16 protein-coding genes are annotated in these 17529 nt (G+C 73.6%); 9 read left to right on the top strand and 7 right to left on the bottom strand.

What is annotated here, in order from left to right; all coding sequences use genetic code 11:
• Window positions 1-62 precede the first annotated feature (62 nt).
• Window positions 63-719, bottom strand: coding sequence for an aldolase/citrate lyase family protein (locus tag ABZS58_RS30370; RefSeq protein ID WP_354786644.1), 657 nt, complete (start codon window positions 717-719; stop codon window positions 63-65).
• Window positions 720-840: 121 nt separating this feature from the next.
• On the opposite strand from ABZS58_RS30370, the gene ABZS58_RS30365 reads away from it, so the two are divergent.
• Both ABZS58_RS30365 and ABZS58_RS30360 read left to right on the top strand, forming a co-directional pair.
• Window positions 841-1281: a hemerythrin domain-containing protein gene (locus ABZS58_RS30365; RefSeq protein WP_354786643.1), complete on the top strand. Its 441-nt coding sequence runs from the start codon at window positions 841-843 to the stop codon at window positions 1279-1281.
• Window positions 1282-1326: 45 nt separating this feature from the next.
• Window positions 1327-2205: an AraC family transcriptional regulator gene (locus tag ABZS58_RS30360; RefSeq protein ID WP_354786642.1), complete on the top strand. Its 879-nt coding sequence runs from the start codon at window positions 1327-1329 to the stop codon at window positions 2203-2205.
• Between the two features lie 253 nt (window positions 2206-2458).
• On the opposite strand, the gene ABZS58_RS30355 is transcribed toward ABZS58_RS30360, so the two are convergent.
• Complete coding sequence (locus tag ABZS58_RS30355) at window positions 2459-3184, bottom strand: TetR/AcrR family transcriptional regulator (RefSeq protein WP_354786641.1); 726 nt, start codon at window positions 3182-3184, stop codon at window positions 2459-2461.
• A 71-nt stretch (window positions 3185-3255) separates the two neighbouring features.
• On the opposite strand from ABZS58_RS30355, the gene ABZS58_RS30350 reads away from it, so the two are divergent.
• The 5 genes from ABZS58_RS30350 to ABZS58_RS30330 all read left to right on the top strand — a co-directional run bounded on the left by ABZS58_RS30350 (window position 3256) and on the right by ABZS58_RS30330 (window position 11949).
• Window positions 3256-4677: a hypothetical protein gene (locus tag ABZS58_RS30350; protein WP_354786640.1), complete on the top strand. Its 1422-nt coding sequence runs from the start codon at window positions 3256-3258 to the stop codon at window positions 4675-4677.
• A gap of 85 nt (window positions 4678-4762) precedes the next feature.
• Window positions 4763-7348, top strand: a complete 2586-nt coding sequence (locus ABZS58_RS30345; RefSeq protein WP_354786639.1) for a fibronectin type III domain-containing protein — start codon at window positions 4763-4765, stop codon at window positions 7346-7348.
• A 98-nt stretch (window positions 7349-7446) separates the two neighbouring features.
• Window positions 7447-8403, top strand: coding sequence for a MoxR family ATPase (locus ABZS58_RS30340; protein ID WP_354786696.1), 957 nt, complete (start codon window positions 7447-7449; stop codon window positions 8401-8403).
• 13 nt (window positions 8404-8416) lie between these two features.
• Window positions 8417-9571, top strand: a complete 1155-nt coding sequence (locus ABZS58_RS30335) for a DUF58 domain-containing protein (protein WP_354786638.1) — start codon at window positions 8417-8419, stop codon at window positions 9569-9571.
• Complete coding sequence (locus ABZS58_RS30330; protein ID WP_354786637.1) at window positions 9565-11949, top strand: DUF3488 and transglutaminase-like domain-containing protein; 2385 nt, start codon at window positions 9565-9567, stop codon at window positions 11947-11949. Before ABZS58_RS30335 ends, ABZS58_RS30330 begins: the two co-directional genes overlap by 7 nt.
• A gap of 7 nt (window positions 11950-11956) precedes the next feature.
• Here ABZS58_RS30330 and ABZS58_RS30325 read toward each other — a convergent pair whose 3' ends face one another.
• From ABZS58_RS30325 to ABZS58_RS30310, 4 genes are all read right to left on the bottom strand, one after another.
• Entirely contained in the window at window positions 11957-12523 is a 567-nt protein-coding gene (locus ABZS58_RS30325) for a hypothetical protein (RefSeq protein ID WP_354786636.1), read from the bottom strand.
• Window positions 12524-12599: 76 nt separating this feature from the next.
• Window positions 12600-13229 (bottom strand): nucleoside/nucleotide kinase family protein, encoded by a 630-nt coding sequence (locus tag ABZS58_RS30320; RefSeq protein WP_354786635.1) that lies wholly within the window; start codon window positions 13227-13229, stop codon window positions 12600-12602.
• Window positions 13226-14038: an SDR family oxidoreductase gene (locus ABZS58_RS30315; RefSeq protein WP_354786634.1), complete on the bottom strand. Its 813-nt coding sequence runs from the start codon at window positions 14036-14038 to the stop codon at window positions 13226-13228. Before ABZS58_RS30315 ends, ABZS58_RS30320 begins: the two co-directional genes overlap by 4 nt.
• The gene (locus ABZS58_RS30310; protein WP_354786695.1) at window positions 14038-15003 is read right to left on the bottom strand and encodes an LLM class F420-dependent oxidoreductase; all 966 of its coding nucleotides are present in this window, start codon (window positions 15001-15003) and stop codon (window positions 14038-14040) included. The genes ABZS58_RS30315 and ABZS58_RS30310 overlap by 1 nt, the downstream gene beginning before the upstream one ends.
• 128 nt (window positions 15004-15131) lie before the next feature.
• Between ABZS58_RS30310 and ABZS58_RS30305 the strand changes: the two genes are divergently transcribed.
• Together ABZS58_RS30305 and ABZS58_RS30300 are read left to right on the top strand one after the other, a co-directional pair.
• Entirely contained in the window at window positions 15132-15338 is a 207-nt protein-coding gene (locus ABZS58_RS30305) for a hypothetical protein (RefSeq protein WP_354786633.1), read from the top strand.
• A 94-nt stretch (window positions 15339-15432) separates the two neighbouring features.
• Window positions 15433-16848 carry a GH1 family beta-glucosidase gene (locus tag ABZS58_RS30300; RefSeq protein WP_354786632.1) on the top strand — a complete coding sequence of 472 codons (1416 nt, stop codon included), beginning with the start codon at window positions 15433-15435 and terminating at the stop codon, window positions 16846-16848.
• Window positions 16849-16853: 5 nt separating this feature from the next.
• Here the strand turns inward: ABZS58_RS30300 and ABZS58_RS30295 are convergent, their stop codons facing one another.
• Entirely contained in the window at window positions 16854-17519 is a 666-nt protein-coding gene (locus tag ABZS58_RS30295; RefSeq protein WP_354786631.1) for a response regulator transcription factor, read from the bottom strand.
• Window positions 17520-17529: the final 10 nt, after the last annotated feature.

Raw genomic sequence — 17529 nt, 5'->3', positions numbered from 1 at the left:
ATACTCACCCATTGCATTGTCGACAGCACAAAGGGTGATCGTTTGTCGTCAGTCACATAATCTCATGCCAATGTCGATGCGTCCGCAAATACTTTGTTCGCGATGCGCACCTGGGCCCCGTCCAGGCAGGTCCGGCCGCGGAAGCCGAGCCTGCGCAGGGCGAGGGCCGACGATTCGCCGTCGGTGCCGGCGGGACACGACGCGGCGATCGGTGGCGCCAGACCGGCGGCCGCCGCGGCCATCACGACCATCGACCGGGCCCACAGCAGCTCGCGCTCGTCCTCGCCCGGCTCGACCCCGAGCTGCCGGGTCAGCGGCCCCTCGGCGAGCTGCAGGCGGGCGACCCGGGGCGCGCGGGCGATCTCGGCGGCCTGCAGCACGGCGGCGGCGGTCTCCAGGCGCGGGACGACCGCGATCCGCCCGACCGGCAGGCGGGCGGTCTCCTCCGCCTCGGCGATGACGGCGCCGAGGGCGGCGACCTCGCTGGCCGACCGGGCGGCGACGCAGACGCCCGCGAGGGCGGGCGAGACGACGGTCCGCACGGCCTGCCATCCCTCGTCGGCGCCGTCCAGGCGCACCCAGACGGCGGGGCGGGCCAGCTCCGCGATCCACTTCCCCACCGCGGCGGGATCGCCGGCGCGTTCGAGGTCGACGACGAACGCGTCCGCCTCGCTGTTTCCGACATTTCGGATATCGGGGATATACAGCCACGACCTCATACTCCGATCATCGGCCGGGAGCGCCGCCGCCGCACGCGCACGATGCGTTTTGACCGTTTGGCCCCTCCTCTCGCCGGGTAGCGGTGCACGCTGAACAGTGACCGCGACGACAGGGGGAGTCATGGCAACCGACGCCGTCACGCTGATCATGAACGACCACCGGATCATGGAGCAGCTCTTCGACCGGCTCAGGGCCGGCGCGGGCGACCGGCAGCTGCTGCTCGACGAGATCGCCGCCCGGCTGACCGCGCACAGCCACGCCGAGGAGCAGCGGGTGTACCCGTCGCTGCCGGCGGAGATGGCACATCACGGCGCGGACGAGCACCACGAGGCCGAGCGGATGCTCCACGACCTGCAGCGGATGGGTCCCGACGACGAGTCGTTCAGCACCAGGCTCGACGACTTCATCGCCACCGTCGGCCACCACATCGAGGACGAGGAGACCTCGGTGCTCCCCGCGCTGCGTGACGCCGTCGACCCGGCGCGGCTCGTCGAGCTCGGCGCGGCCTTCGAACAGGTCCGCCTCGAGGAGCTCGCCGTCGCCGGGATCAGCGTGTCCTGAGGGGTCTGGAGCCCATGGCCGGGCTTGGGTACAGTCGTGCAGGTCATGGTGCTTCTCAGGGCTTCACCGACCGCGGCCGTCGATGCGGCGCGGCTCAGTGACCTGCCCCCGCATCCGGGGCCGCAGCGTGCCCTCGACCACGTGGTCATCCTCGCCAGCACCGGGCAGGGCACCCACACGCTGGACTTCGTGACCCACCCGTGCCGGCCGGGCACCCTGCTGTGGGGCCGGCCGGGCCAGGTGCACCAGTTCGGCGGGCAGGCCGGCTTCGACGCGACCGTCCTGGCCTTCCCGCCGTCGACGCTGCCGGCCCTGCCGCCACTGCCCGTGCGCTTCGTCGCCGACCCGACCGCGCCCGCCTGCTGGCAGCCGGCCGGCGAGGACGAGGAGGCGATCGTCGCGGAGATCGCGCAGATCGCGGTCGACCGGGCCCGCAGCGACGGCGGGGAGCTGAGCCGCACCCTCCTCGCGCACCAGGTCGCGGTCCTGCTGATGCGCATCGTCGCCCTCGCGCCCCCGCCGCGCACCGGGCCCGCCGCCGCGCTCATCGACCAGCTCCGCGCCGAGATCGAGCGCGACCTCACGCACCGGCGGGTCGAGGACCATGCCGAGCGGCTGGGCTGCTCCGTGCGGACGCTGACCCGGGCCGGCCTCGCGGTGACCGGGCGCAGCGCGAAGCAGCTCATCGACGAGCGGATCGCCCTGGAGGCCAAACGGCTCCTCGCGACCAGCGCACTGCCGGTCGCGGAGGTCGGCCGCCGGCTCGGCTTCGACGAGCCGACGAACTTCGGCCGGTTCTTCGGCCGCGAGACCGGCCAGGCGCCGGGCGCGTTCCGGGCGGGCCTGCTGCGCTCCCCCGCCGCGCCGCGCGTGCCGCACCAGCGGTCGTCGCTGCCGGGCCGCCTGACCCCGCGCACCGCCTGAAGCCCGCCCGGAGCCGCCCTCAGAACGGCCGCCGGACGCCGCCTGCGCACACCGCGCCGGGCCGCCGCCGGAGCGCCCCGCCTGCGCTGCCCTCAGAGCGCCGCCGGGGCCGTCAGAGCGGCCGCCGGCCGTCCGCCAGAGCACTTGCCTGTGCCGTCCTCAGAGCGCCACCGGGGCCGCCGTCAGAGCGGCCGCCGGGCCGCGTCGTCAGGGCGCCGCCGGAGCCGCGTCAGGCGCCGCTGCCGGCGCGCCGTCACAGGTCCGTGAGATGGCAGCCGGACGGGCCGTCGGGGACCGGGATCGTCAGCTCGCTCGCCGCCTCCTCGCGGCCCACGAACGGCACCAGCGTGTAGTACGCGAGCATCGGCAGCAGCGCCGGGAGCTGCTCGACCCGGCCGGCGGCGACGTAGCGGTAGATCGTCGCGTAGATGCCGCCGACGACCGTCTCGACGAGCTCCTCCGGCATGGGCAGGTCACCGGCGCTCGGCGCCTCGCTGAAGAACCGGTCGAAGCGGCGCAGCAGCGCAGCGCGCTCGGCCCTGGCCAGGGGCCCGGCGGCGTCGATCTCGACCACCGCCGTGGTGGCGAACGCCGGCAGCTCCGCCAGGACCTGGAGCAGCACGCGAAGCGCGGCGCGGGCACCGTCGCGCCAGGCGGGCTCCGCGTGGTAGGCGGACTCCATCAGGTGCAGCAGCAGGTCGGTGCCGTGCCGGTACGTGGCGATCAGCGCGTCGTCCTTGCCGGCGAACAGCGCGTAGAACGCCGGCCGGGTCACCCCGGCGGCGCGGCAGATGTCGCTGACCGTCGCGCTGGCGTAGCCCTTGCTCGCGACGGTGTGCACGACGGCGTCGAAGAGCCGCTCCCGCTGGTTGGCGGCGACGACCTCCGGCGGCACCCGGCTCGGGCCACGTTTGATGGCGCGGGACGGGTCGCGCGCCTCACGGGCCCCGGGCAGCGGGCTCAGCGGATGATCTGCCATGCCGTCAAGTATCGATCAGGCGCGCTGCACCGGGGTGGCGCCGGGGGCCCGCGACAGGGCAGAGTAGCGGCGTGTCCTCGTCCGCACAGCTCGCCAACGCCGTGCAGGGTGCCCGCGCGGTAGCGGCGCAGGGCGACGTGCGGGGCGCGTTCACTCTGCTCGACCAGGCCCTCGACGCGGCGACCGGGACCCTGGCCGGCGACGATCCCGAGGTGCTCGCCGCGACCTGCGTGCTCGCGAAGTTCCACACCGACCTGGGCGAGCTCAGCGACGCCCGGCGGGTCCTGGAGGAGGGCCTCGCCGCCGGCTACCACCGCCTCGGCGACGGGCACGCGGTCATGCTCGCGCTGTCCTACGAGCTGGCCCGCATCGCCGACGAGCTCGGCAACGTGTACGAGGCGAAGCGCCGCTACGGGCAGCTGGCCAGGCTCGGGCCGGCCGCGCTCGGCGAGGACCACCCGAGTGTGCGGGCGGCCCGGCGGTATCTGGGGCTGCCGGAGCCGGCGGGGGCGTTCGGTGTGTCCGGGGCGCCGCACCAGTCGGCGCCGGCCCCGTTCGAGCCGCTGTCCGCGCCGACGGGCACGAGCACCCCGCAGCCGCCCGCCTGGCCCGTGGAGCAGCGGCGCCCCGCCGACGAGCGGCCGATCTTCCACCCGGAGCCGCGCGCCGACGACGACCGGCCGGCGCAGCCCGCGCACGCGCCGCTGTGGCGACCGGACGAGCACAACGATCGTGCCGACCCTCCCCCTGCGCCGCCACAGGACGCGGGCTGGCAGGAGGTGGACCAGGGCGTGCTGCAGCGTCCGGAGCCGCTGTCCTGGCCACGGCACGCGCCCGTCTCCCCGCCACCGGCCGCCGGTCCCGTCTTCGCTTCCGCCTTCGCCGAGCCGACGAGCGGAGCCGCCGCGTATCCCGTCAGCGGCGGGGCGCACCCGACGAGCGGCGGGGCGTATCCCACCAGCGGCGACGCGTATCCGGCGAGCGGCGGGGCCGCCGTGGAGCGGTTCGTGCCGCCGCTGCCCGTGCAGGACGTGCCGCGGCGGCGGTCGCCGCTCGTCGCGCTGCTGGTGATCCTGGTCGTGGCGGTGCTCGGCGGGGTCGCCGCGGCGGTGGTGTCGTTCATCGCCGCGAGCCCCGACCCACCCGCGGCGCGGCAGGAGGGCGGGGCCGTCCCCGGGAGCACCGCGAGCGTGACGGCCGGGGCGAGCGCCACGGGCGCGGCGAACCCGAAGGCGCCCGGCTCGATGAAGCTGCGCGACGACAAGACGTCCATCACACTGACGTGGACCGATCCGTCGAAGGGATCGGTGCCGTTCATCGTCGCCGGCGGCCAGCAGGGCGCGCTGCGGCAGCTCCAGGTGCTCGCCGCGGGCGCCACCACGTACACCCTCAACGGCCTCAACCCGAAGCTCGACTACTGCTTCACGGTTGCCGCCGTCTATGGCACGGACAGCGTCGCACTGTCGGATCTGGCCTGCACGCAGCGAAAATAACGAAGCGAACAGATCTAGACACGCCGGGTATGCACCACACATCGACAGGAATATGATGGGCGCCGGTTTCGGGGAGGGGGCCGCTATGGTGAGCTTTCGTTCGCGCAAAGGCGGCGGGCTGGTCACGCTCGGCACCGTCGTGGGCCTGATCGCCGTCCTCGGGCTGACGCTGTTCGGCACCGGCGCCGCCAACAACGCGGTGGCCAGCTATGACGTCAGCTCGTGGCTGTGGAGCAACGACAAGGGCGAGGTGGCGCGGGTCAACGGCGTCACCGGCAAGGTCGACACCCGCACGAAGATCACCGACGCGCAGGGCCACACCATGCAGGTGACCCAGAGCGACCGGTTCGTGATCCTGCGGGACCTCAACACGGGCAAGATCAGCGTGCTGGACCTGACCAGCCTGACGCTCGGCGCGACGACCCAGGCGACGCCCGGGCTCGGCGTCACGGTCGCCGTGCACGACGACGTCGCGTTCATCGTCGACACCGTGCAGGGGCAGGTCCGCCAGCTCGACCCGGCGACGCTGCTGCCGGTCGGCGAGACGGTGACGTTCCCGCCCGGGATCTCCGGCGGCACGTTCGACGACACCGGGCGGCTGTGGCTGCTGGTGCCGTCGGAGGGCACGGTCGTGGCGGTCAAGCCCGCCTCGACGAAGCGGCCCAGCGGCGGGACGGCCGGTCAGGGGGGCCAGGGCGGCGGGCTCGCGTCCGACCCGACGAAGGTCAGGACCGTGAGCGTCGCCGACCCCAACCACGACCTGGCGCTGTCGATCCTGGACACCGGCGTCGCCGTGCTGGACAAGACCGCCACGACACTGACCACGCTGCGCGGCGAGGCACTCAAGAAGGTGCCGCTGCGCCTGGCCGGCAACGGCGCGATGCCGCAGCGCACCGTCGGCGGCGACGTGCCCGTCACCGTGGTGGACGACCGCCACGTCTATGTCGTCAACGGCGACACGGTCAGCGACTTCACCGTGCCCGGCGAGAGCCCGAAGCTGCAGCCGTGCGTGGCCTGGTCCGGGCGCTTCTACTGCGCCGACGACGCCACCGGCACCGTCTACGTGCTGGACGCCTCCGGCAAGCCGCTCGACGCGATCCAGATCAAGGCCGGCGGCAAGGCCCTGGAGATCGAGGTCCGCGAGGACCGCATGTTCATCAACGCGCCCGGCGGCTCGACCGCGCGGGTCGTGGACTCCAAGCACCACGTGCAGGTCGTCGACAAGTACAACAACGACGTCGTCGGCGGCGAGGCCCCGCCGGTGCCGCCCCCGCCGCCGCCGGCGAAGCCGCCGGTGGGCCCGCCCGGCGCGCCGCCGCGGGTGACGGCGACGCCCGGCAACGCCTCGGCGCGGGTCACGTGGACCGCCGCGCCCGCCAACGGCAACGCCGTGACCAAATACGTGGTCGAGGGCGACGGCAAGCAGCACGAGGTCGGCGCGAGCCAGCGGGCGCTGGACATCACGGGCCTGACCAACGGCACGTCCTACAAGTTCACCGTCTATGCGGTCAACGCGAAGGGCAACGGGCCGAAGAAGGCGGCCAACCCGGTCACGCCGACGTCGCAGGTGCCCGACGCGCCCGTGAGCGTCGCGGCGGTCGCCAACCCCGACGGCACCGTCACGGTCACGTGGCCGGCCGCCAACGGGCAGGGGCACAAGATCGTCCGGTACACGATCACGACCGTGTCCGGGGACGAGTCGAAGACGTTCGAGTCCGCGCAGCCGACGTTCAAGGTGCCGGCCGGTGAGCTGCCCTACGGCACGCAGGTCGCGTTCCGGGTCGCCTCGATCAACGACATCGGCGCCAGCTCCGGGCAGTCGCCGCTGAGCGCGTCGGTGGTGCCGTTCACGAAGCCGGGCGCGCCCGGCGGGCTGACCGTCCGCGCCGTCGCCACCAAGCGCGGCACGATCGTGGCCGCGTGGCGCGCCGCGGAGGACAACGGCGCACCGATCACCGGCTACCGGGCGACCGTCAACGGCGTCCAGCAGGACCTGGGCACCGGGCTGTCGAAGGAGTTCGGCGGCTTCGGCGACAACGAGCGGGTCACGCTGGTGATCGGGGCGGTCAACAAGGCCGGCGAGGGCGCCGCGGCGAACGGCGCGGCCAGCACCCTCGCGGCGCCGACGATGCGGGTGGACACGGCCAACAGCCGTGCCGCCCTGCAGTCGATCACGGTCGCGTTCACCGCCACCGACGGCGGCGGCGCGCCCGCGAGGTGCCGGCTCGACGTCGCCGGCGTCGGTGCCGTGGAAAACGCGTGCGCCGGCTCGCTGACCATGGGCGGGCTGTGGCCCGGCACCGCCTACGACTACACGGTCACGGTCACCAACGCGGCCGGGATGACGGCGAACGGCACCGGTTCGCTGTCCACCCCGGCGTATCGCGGCACCGTGGTCTGCGGCAACACCAGCTACTGCGGGCACGGTGCGCCCAACGGCGGCATCTGGGTCTACCGGACGGCGACCCAGAACGGCACGTCCGTCGGCGACGTCTACGCTCCCGACAGCTACACCGCGATCTGCCAGACCAACGGGTCGAGCGTCGACGCGAAACCCTGGGGCGGCAAGCAGAGCGCCGTCTGGATCAAAATCAACTTCAAGGGCGAGAACTACATCCCGTACGCGTGGTTCGATCTGCCGAACGGCACCGGCCCGCTGAAGCAGTGTTGAGCACGTCCGGCAGGAGCACAGTGAGCACACCCGAACCACCCACGGGGACCCAGCCCGTCCCGCAGCAGCTCGAGGCGGGTCCGCCGAGCGCCGAGGAGATCGCGGCGTCGGCGGACCTCGTCGGCCGGCTCGCCCGCAACGTCGAGTCGATCGTGCTCGGCAAGCAGCAGGTGATCCGGCTGACCATGACCGCGCTGCTCGCCGAGGGGCACGTCCTGCTCGAGGACGTGCCCGGCGTCGGCAAGACCACCCTGGCGCGGGCCGTCGCGGCCAGCGTGCAGGGGCAGTGGCGGCGCATCCAGTTCACGCCCGACCTGCTGCCGTCCGACGTCACCGGGGTCACGATCTTCAACCAGGCGACCCGCGGCTTCGAGTTCCACCCCGGGCCGGTGTTCGCCAACATCGTCATCGCCGACGAGATCAACCGGGCCTCGCCGAAGACGCAGTCGGCGCTGCTCGAGGTGATGGAGGAGCGGTATGTCACCGTCGACGGCGTCCGGCACGCGGTGCCCCGGCCGTTCCTCGTCGTCGCCACGCAGAACCCGATCGAGATGGACGGCACCTACCGGCTGCCCGAGGCGCAGCTCGACCGCTTCCTGATGAAGCTCGCCGTCGGGTATCCGAGCGAGGCCGTCGAGATCGAGGTGCTGCGCGGCGCCGTGACCCGCTCGCCCGAGGCCCTCGACCCGGTCACCGACACCGCGGTGGTCGCGCAGCTGGTCCGGCTGGCCCGGCGGGTGCACATCGCCGACCCGCTGCTCGGCTACGCGGTCCGGCTGGGCAACGCGACCCGCGCCCACCCGCGGGTGCGGGTCGGGGTCAGCCCCCGTGGCGTCATCGCGCTGACCCGGGCCGCGGCGGCGTATGCGCTCATCGACGGCCGCGGCTACGTCGTGCCGGAGGACCTCAAGGCCCTCGCCGAGGCGGTCTTCGCGCACCGGCTGCTGCTGTCCCCCGACGCGCAGGTCCGCGGCGTCGTGCCCGGCGACGTCGTCCGCGAGGTGCTCGACGCGGTGTCCGTGCCGGTGCCGACGGCCGCGCCCGCCGCGGTGTGAAAAGGATCTGACGATGCGGCTGACGTCTCGCGGCATCGGTCTGTCCGTGGCCGCGCCGGTGCTGCTCGCCGTAGGGTTCGCGTTCCAGTACGCGCAGCTCACCGTCGTCGGCACCGCCGCCGTCGCCGCCGTGCTCCTCGGCTTCGCGTATGTGTGGTGGCGGCCGCGGCTGACCGTCACCCGCGCCGTCGACCCCGACCGGGTCATGCGCGGCGAGTCGAGCACCGTGACGCTCACCGTCGGCAACAGCAGCCGCCTGCGGGGCGCGACGCTCATCGCCCACGACCGGTGCGGCCCGGCGACCGTGCCGGTGCCGCTGCTGCGGCTCAAGGCCGGCGGCACCACCACCGCCACCTACCCGGTGCCGACCGCCCGCCGCGGCGTCGTCGAGGTCGGGCCGCTACGGGTGGTGCGGCGCGACCCCCTCGGGCTGCTGACCCTGGCCCGCGGCTACGGCGGGGTCAGCAAGGTGTGGGTGTATCCCACCGTGCACCATCTGACCGCGGTGCCGACCGGGGTCATGCGCTCCCTCGACGGGCGGGTCGACCGGGTGCCGCACGGCAGCATCACGTTCGACACGCTGCGCGAATACGTGGTCGGCGACGAGCTTCGGCACGTGCACTGGCGCACCACCGCGCGGATCGGCGAGCTGATGGTCCGCGAGCACCTCGACACCAGCCTGCCGCGGCTCGTCGTGCTGCTCGACGACCGGCTCGCCGCCTACCCGGACGCCGACCGCTCCGGGCAGTCCGCGCACTTCGAGTCCGCGTGCGAGGCGGCGGCGTCGATCGTGATGGCCGCGTTCCGCGAGGAGCTGCCGGTGACGTTGCGGCTGGCCGGTGGGGCGCACGCGGGCGGCAAGGACACCCGCGGCTACCTGGACGTGCTCGCCGAGGCGACCCTGGACGCGTCGGACGGGCTCTCTTCGACGGTGGCGCAGCTGCGGACCCGCCGCGACGGCGACACCCTCGTCTACCTCACCGGGCCCGGCGGCACGGCCGATCTGGGCCGGGTGGGGACGTTGCGGGCCGCGTACCCGTCACTGGTCGCCGGCGCGTTCGGCACCGCCGAGGGGGAGGTCCCCACGGCGCTGGACGGGCTGCAGGTCCTCGCCGCCACCGACGGCGCCGACTTCGCCGCCGCCTGGGACGGGGTCGGCGCATGGTGAGACGGCTGCTGATCGCGGTCGCGTTGCTCGGCATGTTGACCATGGCCGCGTTCGCGCTCTCCCCGATCTATCACGGGCCGTTGCTGCTGCAGCTGACGGCGGGTGCCGCCGCCGGGTCCGTCGGCATCAGCCTCGCCGCGCGCCGGCTGCCGGCCTGGACCGCGGCCCCGCTGAGCGTCCTCGGCCTGGCCGCGGCCGTCGTGATCGCCATGCGGGTGTCGGCCGTCGCGGCCGGCGTCGCCGGTGACCTCCCCGCGCTGCGGGAGGCGCTGCGCAACAGCATCCCGCGGCTGCTGCTCGCCCTCATCCCGATCGAGCCGGAGCCCGACACGGTGCTGCTGCCGGTGATCCTGACCTGGCTGGCCGGTCTCGCCGCCGGTGAGCTCGGGGTGCGCTACCACCGGGTGCTGCTGTCGTACGCCCCGCCGACGGTCCTGTTCGGCGGCGCGCTGTACCTCGTCGGCCCCAACGGCACGGCGGCCGGCTGGGTGCCCCTGGCGTTCTCGGGGTTCGCCGCGCTCGGACTGATCGTGTCCAACCGGCCGCCGCCCGCGGAGACGGACACCGGCCAGAAGCTCAGCGCCGAGCAGCGCCGGACGCTGCGGCTGCGGGTTGGTGCCGGCGCCGGCGCCGGTCTCGCCGCGATCGTCGCACTGTCGCAGCTGCTCGGCCCGAGCGTCGCGGCGAAGGTCGGCACCAGCCCCGCCGAGCCGCGCAACATGGTCACCCCGCCCCAGCTCGACTCGCTCGACGAGAGCCCGCTGGTCCGGTTGTCCGGCTGGGCGCTCAACCACGACCAGCACCTGTTCGACGTCGAGGTGACCGGCACCGACGCGCCGCCGCCGATCCGGCTCGCCGTCCTCAACGACTACGACGGCGTCACCTGGCGGGTCGGCGCCACCTACCGCAACGCGGGCCGCGTCCTCGCCGCCCGGCCCGTCCTCACCGATCCGCAGGTCCGGCAGGCGTTCCGGATCGCCGACCTCGACGGGCGGCTCCTGCCGGGGATGGCCACGCCGGAGGAGGTCAACGGCGTCCGGGTCGCCGTCGACACCACCGACGGCACCATGATCCTGTCCGACGGGCTGCGCACCGGCCTCGAGTACAGCGTCGTGTCCCGCGTGCACCGCCCCGACGAGAACGCGATGCAGGTCGCCGAAGTCCCCAACACCGACGCCGTCGCCCGGCACCTGGCGCTGCCCGGCAAGGTCCCCGACTCGATCGCGCAGCTCGCCCAGCACCTCGGGGAGGGCGTGTCGTCGCCGTACCAGCGGGCGTTCGCGATCGTCGGCTGGCTGTCGGAGCACTACAAGGTCGTCGGTGACGCCCCCAGCGGCCACGCCTACCCCAACGTCGAGTACTTCCTGTTCGGCCCCAAACAGGCCGGCGGGCAGAAGGGCACCTCCGAGCAGTTCGCGGCGGCGTTCGCGGTCCTCGCCCGGCTGATGGGACTGCCGACGCGGCTCGCCGTGGGTTTCCGCGTCGACGCGGGCCGCAACGAAGTGCACGGCGGCGACGCCGTCGCGTGGCCGGAGGTGCTGTTCAACGGCGTGTGGGAGCCGTTCGACCCGATGCCGAAGGCAGACACGATCCAGCGCCCGACCGAGGACGACTTCCGGCCCAAGCCGCCCGCGTCGCAGCCGCCGCCGGAGACGGTGCCGGCCCCGTCGGGCTCGGCCGTCCCGCCGTCCGCGAAGCCCACCACCGCACCGACCGGCGACGCGTCGCCGCGGGGCCCGCGCACGGCGGTCGTGGTCGCGGTGTCCGGCGGCGCGGTACTGCTGCTCCTGTCGGCGTTCGCGGCGGTGGTACCCCTGGCGAAACGCACCCGGCGTCGCCGGCGGCTCGGACAGGGCACCCCGCACCAGCGCATCGAGGCGGCCTGGGCGGAGGTCCTGACCGGCCTGCGGCTCGCCGGGCGGCCAGCGCCGCCGCACCTGACGGCGTCGGAGGTGGCGCACTACGCGGCGACCGCGGCCACCGGGCGGGCGCACTCGAAGTCCCGCGCCGGGGCCGGCGCCAAGGGCGGCCCACCGGTCACGATCCGCTCCGCCACGCCACCGGTCGACGATCTCGCCGCGCTCGTCAACGCGGTCGCGTTCGCGGCACCGCCCCCCGTCCCCGCGCCGCGGGCCGCCGTCGCGTCGCCGACCGCCGGTGGACCTCAGGCCGCCCGCGGTGCGAAGGGCCCACGCGGACCGCAGGGCGGTCGCGGGCCCGCGACCGGCCTCGCGACGACCGGCGGCGGCCCGGGCGAGGAGCAGGCCGCCCTGGCCACCGCGCAGGCCGTCGCCTACGTCGGGGAGCTGCGCGCCAGGCGGGGGTTCTGGCGCCGTCTGCTGTGGACGCTCGACCCGCGCCCGCTGTTCTGGAAGTAGGGCAGGGTCACGCGGGGTTGTCGGCGTGGGTGAGGGTCTCCCACGCGACGAACAGGTTGTTGCTGCCGGCCGGGCGGGACTGCTCGGTCAGCCGCTGGGTGTTGGACATCGCGATGCCCATCCGGTTGTGCAGGGCGTTGTAACCGACCTCGGTGACCGGGCCGAGGCCGAGGGTCAGCCTGCCGCCGCACAGCCACGACGGGACGCCCTCGCCCAGCTGGTACCTGCTGTGGAAGCCGAGCGCGTGCCGCAGCCGGTCGGCGATCTCCGGGTACACGTCAGCACCCTGGATGCGGGTGGTCTCCGCGATGTGCGAGATGGCCGAGATGCCGTAGCCGGTGTGCGTGAAGTCGCGGCAGGTCTCCTGGGACAGGCCGTCGGCGAACGTGCTCTGCCCCTGCCAGTAGTTGATGATCTCGGTACGGGTGTCGATGCTGCCGATGCCCTTGGGCAGTGCGCCGTCGGCGGTGACGTAGAGGTACGCGGGGACCCGGGCGCGGAACATCGCCGTGGCCCTGTCCCAGCTGGTGCGGTCCTCCAGGAAGACGGCGATGCCGATCGCGGCCTCCGTCATGGACAGCTCCAACTGTCAGTTAGACTGCCTAACTGTTCTTTAGTGATCGGTGTGGGTCAATCGGCTACAGGAAAACTTAAGCCGGGCCTCGGGTGAGGATGAGGTCGGCGCGGTCCCGCGTGCCGGCGATGACCGCCGCGTTGCGCTCGTCGCTGCGCTCCACCCAGTCGTGGGCGGCGTGCAGGCCGAGACCCTTCGCCAGCTGGCGGCGCACGAGCGAGTCCTGCCGCAGGTCGTCGGGGGCGTCCAGGTACAGCGCGAGGTCGAGCAGCTCCCGGACCGCCGCCCACGGGCCTTCGTCGAGCAGCAGGTAGTTGCCCTCCACGACGATGACCCGGGTGCCGACCGGCACGGGGATCACGCCGCCGATCGACTCGTGCAGGGTGCGGCTGTAGCTCGGGGCGTACACCAGATGATCCGCGGCCCTGATCCGCCGCAGCAGATGGACGAACCCGGCCGCGTCGAACGTCTCCGGGGCGCCCTTGCGGTCGGTCAGGCCGAGCCGGTCCAGCTCCACGTTGGACAGGTGGAAGCCGTCCATCGGCACGGCGACGCTGCTGTCGAGGGCCGCGGCGAGGGCCGTGGACAGCGTCGACTTGCCGGCCGCGGGAGGGCCGCAGATGCCGATGATCGAGCGGCCGGACTGCTGCCGTACGAACGGCGCGACGACGTCGAGGGCATCGCTGAGGACGTCGGGCCGCCTCATGTTTCGGGGCTGTCTTCTCGTGGTTCGAGGCTGGCGGCCAGGCCGCGCATGCCGGCCAGCCAGCGGTCGGTGTCACTCGCCCGGTGCAGGTAGTACTTCTGGACCTCGGGGTGCGGCAGGATCAGGAACCGTTCGGCGGCGAGGCCCTCGACGACCGACCCGGCGACCGACTCCGCGGACAGGACCGCTCCCCCGGCGGCGGTGACCTTCGCGCCGATGTGCCCGGCGGCGAGCCCGTCCTGGAGCATCGGCGTGTCCACGCCCTGCGGGCACAGGGCGCTGACCTTGACGCCCTTCGCGCCGTACGTGATGGACAGCCACTCCGCGAACGACACCGCCGCGTGCTTGGTCACCGCGTACGGCGCGTCCCCGACGGCGGTCAGCAGTCCGGCGGCGGAGCAGGTGTGCAGCAGGTAGCCCGCGCCGCGCTCCAGCATGCCGGGCAGGACGGCGCGGGCGGAGTACACGTGCGACAGGACGTTGACCGCCCAGGTGCGCGCCCAGGTCTCCGCGGACGCCTCCAGGCCCTCGCCGCTGGTGATGCCGGCGTTGGCGCAGAACAGGTCGATGCGGCCGTGCCGCGCCTCGGTCTCCGCGACGAGCTCGGCGACCTGCCCCTCGTCCGTGACGTCGACGGCCACGGCTGTGGTGTCCCCGGCGACCCTGCCCGCCAGTTCGGCGGCGGCGTCGCCGTCGAGGTCGGCGAGGACCAGCGTGGCCGCGCCCTCGGCGGCGAACCGGTGGGCCATGGCGGCGCCGATCCCGCCGGCGGCCCCGGTGATGACGACGACCTTCCCGTCGATGTCCACTACCGCGCCCCCAGCGCCCGCAGCGTGTCCAGCAGCACCTCGGGACCGCCGGCGGTGAGCTCCGGCGTCGGCAGCAGCGCCATGACCGGGGTGGTGACGCCCGCGTCGGCGTACCGCTGGACGTGCTCCCGGCACCGCTGCGGGCTGCCGTGCACGATCAGCGCGTCGACGACCTCGTCGGGGATCGCGGCGAGCGCCCCCTTGCGGTCCTTGGCGGCCCACGCGTCCCACATCGGCTTGAGCACCTCGCCGCGGCCGAGCCAGCGGTGGAAGGCGGCGTACGCGGGCACGGTCAGATACGCGGCGATGAGCCGGCGGGCGGTCTCCCGCGCCGCGTCCTCGTCCTCCGTCGGGCAGACGAAGATGCGGGCCGCCACCTCGAACCCGTCCGCCGCCGCGGCCAGCTCGTGCCTGACCGTCGCCACGTCCTCGACGGACAGCCAGTTCAGCACGGCCCCGTCCGCCTCGGCCGCCGCCAGGCGGAGCATCTTCGCGCGGAGTGCGGCGAGCAGGAGCTTCGGCGGCCGGGCCGGCGGCCTTTCGAGACGGAAGCGCCTGACCTGGAACGTGTCGAACGCACCGTCGACGACCTCGCCGGACAGCGCGGTGCGCAGGAAGCGCAGCACGTCACGGCTGCGCTCGAACGGCCGCTCGAACGGCACCGCGTTCCAGTCGCCGACGACGACCGGCGACGACGCGCCGATGCCGAGCGCGACCCGCCCCGGCGCCGCCTCCGCCAGGGCCGCGGCCTGCATGGCGATCAGCGCGGGGCCGCGCGTGAACACGGGGACGATCGCGGTGCCCAGCCGCAGCCGCGGCGACCACACCGACGCCAGCGCCAGGGGCGTGAACGCGTCCGTGCCGGAGACCTCGCTCGTCCAGACGTCCGTGAACCCCAGATCGGGCAGTGCCTGCAGCAACCCCGCGTGCTCGGGCAACGGCACACCGGCGAGCGGCACCGTCAGCCCCCATTGGCTGGTCATCAACCGATCATCTCCGCGACACGGCTGGTGTGGCAAGCGAGAGGGCCGGGTAGCATTCCGCAGGTTTCCCACACCGATTCCGCGGTCGACCGATCGAGAAGGAGCAACGCATGCTTGGTCTGGAAAAGAAGCTCATGAAGGAATGGGAAGGCAAGAGCGCCCAGGAGATCGCCGACGCTCCCGTCACCGCGATATCCGGCGTCACCGAGGGCGACGCCGAGAAGCTGCAGGCCGCCTTCGGCATCAAGACCGTCCGTGACCTGGGCACCAACAAGTACTTCCGCTGGGCGCAGGGCCTCGTCGCCCTCGCCGACTGATCGCTGCTCCGTTCCGGCCGTCCTCGCTCCGCACGCAGCGGGGGCGGCCTTCGCCGTGCCGTCGAGGCGTGCGCGGGCGCGCTACGTTGGCGGGATGCGACGGCGTCACGTGCTCACCCTGGCCGCCGCCGGCGCGGTGACCGCCGGCTGCTCGCCACGGCGCCGTCCCGCGCCCACCGGCACCGCGTCCGCCGCGGCCGTCCCGCCCGCCGGGCTCGCCTTCCCGAAGGGTTTCGCCTGGGGTGCGGCGACGTCGGCGTACCAGGTGGAGGGCGGCGCGACAGCGGACGGCCGGGGACCGTCGGTGTGGGACGTGTTCAGCCATACCGCCGGTCGCACCCGCGACGGTGGCACCGGCGACGTGGCCGCCGACCACTACCACCGCAGCTACGAGGATCTCGACCTCATGCGCGACCTCGGCCTGAAGAGCTACCGCTTCTCCATCTCCTGGCCGAGGGTGCTGCCGACCGGTCGCGGCACCGTCAACGCGAAGGGCCTCGACTTCTACCACCGGCTCGTCGACGGCCTCCTCGCCCGTGACATCACCCCGGTCGTCACGCTGTTCCACTGGGACACCCCGCAGGCGTTGCAGGAGGCCGGCGGCTGGGAGCGGCGCGACTGCGCCAAATGGTTCGCCGACTACGCCACCGCCGTCTGCTACTCCCTCGGCGACAAGGTGCGGACCTGGCTGACCGTCAACGAGCCGAAGACCGTCGTCGAGGTCGGGTACACCGCCGGCATCCACGCGCCGGGCGTCCGCGACCGCCGGATCGCCAACGTCGCCGGCCACCACCTGCTCCTCGGCCACGGCCTCGCCGTGCAGGCGTTCCGGGCCACCGGTCGCAAGGGGCGCATCGGGATCGCGCTCAACCTGTCCCCGGCATACCCGGCGGACGACTCCGACGCCGCCCGCCGCCAGGCCGTCATCGCCGACGCCGAGGAGAACCGGCGCTGGCTCGACCCCGTCCTGCTCGGCCGCTACCCCGACGACTGGCTGGCCACGCAGGCCGACGGGTCGCCGTTCCGCGCCGCCGTCCAGGACGGCGACCTGGCCGTCATCGGCTCGAAGAGCGACCTGCTCGGCGTGCAGTACTACAACCCGGCGTACGTCACCGCCAAGGGCGCCCGCGTCCAGAAGCACCCGACGACCCAGGCGACCTGGCAGGAGGTGTACCCGCAGGGCCTCTACGACCTGCTCACCCGCATCAGGCGCGACTACGGCGACGTCCCGCTCACCATCACCGAGAACGGCATGCCCTCCCTCGAACCGGTCGACGACCAGGACCGGATCACCCTCCTGCGGGACCACCTCACCGCCGCCCACCGCGCGATCAGCGAGGGCGTCCGCCTGGAGGGCTACCACGTGTGGTCACTGCTGGACAATTTCGAGTGGGCCGAGGGCTACTCCCAGCGCTGGGGCATCATCCACGTGGACTACGCCACCCAGCAACGCCGCCGCAAGGCCAGCGCCGACTGGTATCAGCAGGTCATCGCCCGCAACGGCATCTGACTCGCCTACCCCAGCCACCCCGGCCTCACCAGCCCCGCCTCGTAGGCGAACACGACCAGCTGCGCCCTGTCCCGCGCCCCCAGCTTGATCATCGCCCGGCTGACGTGCGTCTTCGCCGTGGCCGGACTCACGAACAGCTTCGTCGCGATGTCCTCGTTGGACAGCCCCGCCCCGACGAGCGCCATCACCTCCCGCTCCCGGTCCGTCAGCACGGCCAGCGACATCGGCGCGAGCGGCGCCCGCGACCGGCTCGCGAACTCCTCGATCAGCCGCCGCGTCACTCCCGGCGACAGCAGCGCGTCCCCCGCGGCGACCGCCCGCACCCCCCGCAGCAGATCGACGGGCTCGGTGTCCTTCACCAGGAACCCGCTGGCTCCCACCCGCAGCGACTCGAACACGTACTCGTCCAGGTCGAACGTCGTCAGAATCACGATCCGCACCTGCCCGAGCCGCGCGTCGGCCACGATCTGCCGCGTCGCCTCCAGCCCGTCGAGCACCGGCATCCGGATGTCCATCAACACCACGTCGGGCAGCGTCTGCACCGCGAGCCGCACCGCCTCGACCCCGTCCGCAGCCTCCCCGACGACCTCGATGTCAGCCTGCGCATCGAGCAACGCCCGAAACCCGGCCCGCACCAACGCCTGGTCATCGGCCAGCAAGACCCTGATCACCCGCACTCCT

Source organism: Dactylosporangium sp. NPDC005555, from assembly GCF_040605635.1.
In the GTDB taxonomy this organism is placed as follows: Bacteria; Actinomycetota; Actinomycetes; order Mycobacteriales; family Micromonosporaceae; genus Dactylosporangium.
The sequence above is the reverse complement of the archived record's forward strand: the minus strand, read 5'-3'. Positions and strand labels throughout refer to the sequence as shown.

Coding starts and splice junctions, on each gene's coding strand:
- ABZS58_RS30345 (WP_354786639.1), top strand. CDS start 4,763: ATGGTGAGCTTTCGTTCGCGCAAAGGCGGCGGGCTGGTCACGCTCGGC.
- ABZS58_RS30330 (WP_354786637.1), top strand. CDS start 9,565: ATGGTGAGACGGCTGCTGATCGCGGTCGCGTTGCTCGGCATGTTGACC.
- ABZS58_RS30355 (WP_354786641.1), bottom strand. CDS start 3,184: ATGGCAGATCATCCGCTGAGCCCGCTGCCCGGGGCCCGTGAGGCGCGC.
- ABZS58_RS30305 (WP_354786633.1), top strand. CDS start 15,132: ATGCTTGGTCTGGAAAAGAAGCTCATGAAGGAATGGGAAGGCAAGAGC.
- ABZS58_RS30370 (WP_354786644.1), bottom strand. CDS start 719: ATGAGGTCGTGGCTGTATATCCCCGATATCCGAAATGTCGGAAACAGC.
- ABZS58_RS30300 (WP_354786632.1), top strand. CDS start 15,433: ATGCGACGGCGTCACGTGCTCACCCTGGCCGCCGCCGGCGCGGTGACC.
- ABZS58_RS30360 (WP_354786642.1), top strand. CDS start 1,327: ATGGTGCTTCTCAGGGCTTCACCGACCGCGGCCGTCGATGCGGCGCGG.
- ABZS58_RS30365 (WP_354786643.1), top strand. CDS start 841: ATGGCAACCGACGCCGTCACGCTGATCATGAACGACCACCGGATCATG.
- ABZS58_RS30325 (WP_354786636.1), bottom strand. CDS start 12,523: ATGACGGAGGCCGCGATCGGCATCGCCGTCTTCCTGGAGGACCGCACC.
- ABZS58_RS30335 (WP_354786638.1), top strand. CDS start 8,417: ATGCGGCTGACGTCTCGCGGCATCGGTCTGTCCGTGGCCGCGCCGGTG.
- ABZS58_RS30320 (WP_354786635.1), bottom strand. CDS start 13,229: ATGAGGCGGCCCGACGTCCTCAGCGATGCCCTCGACGTCGTCGCGCCG.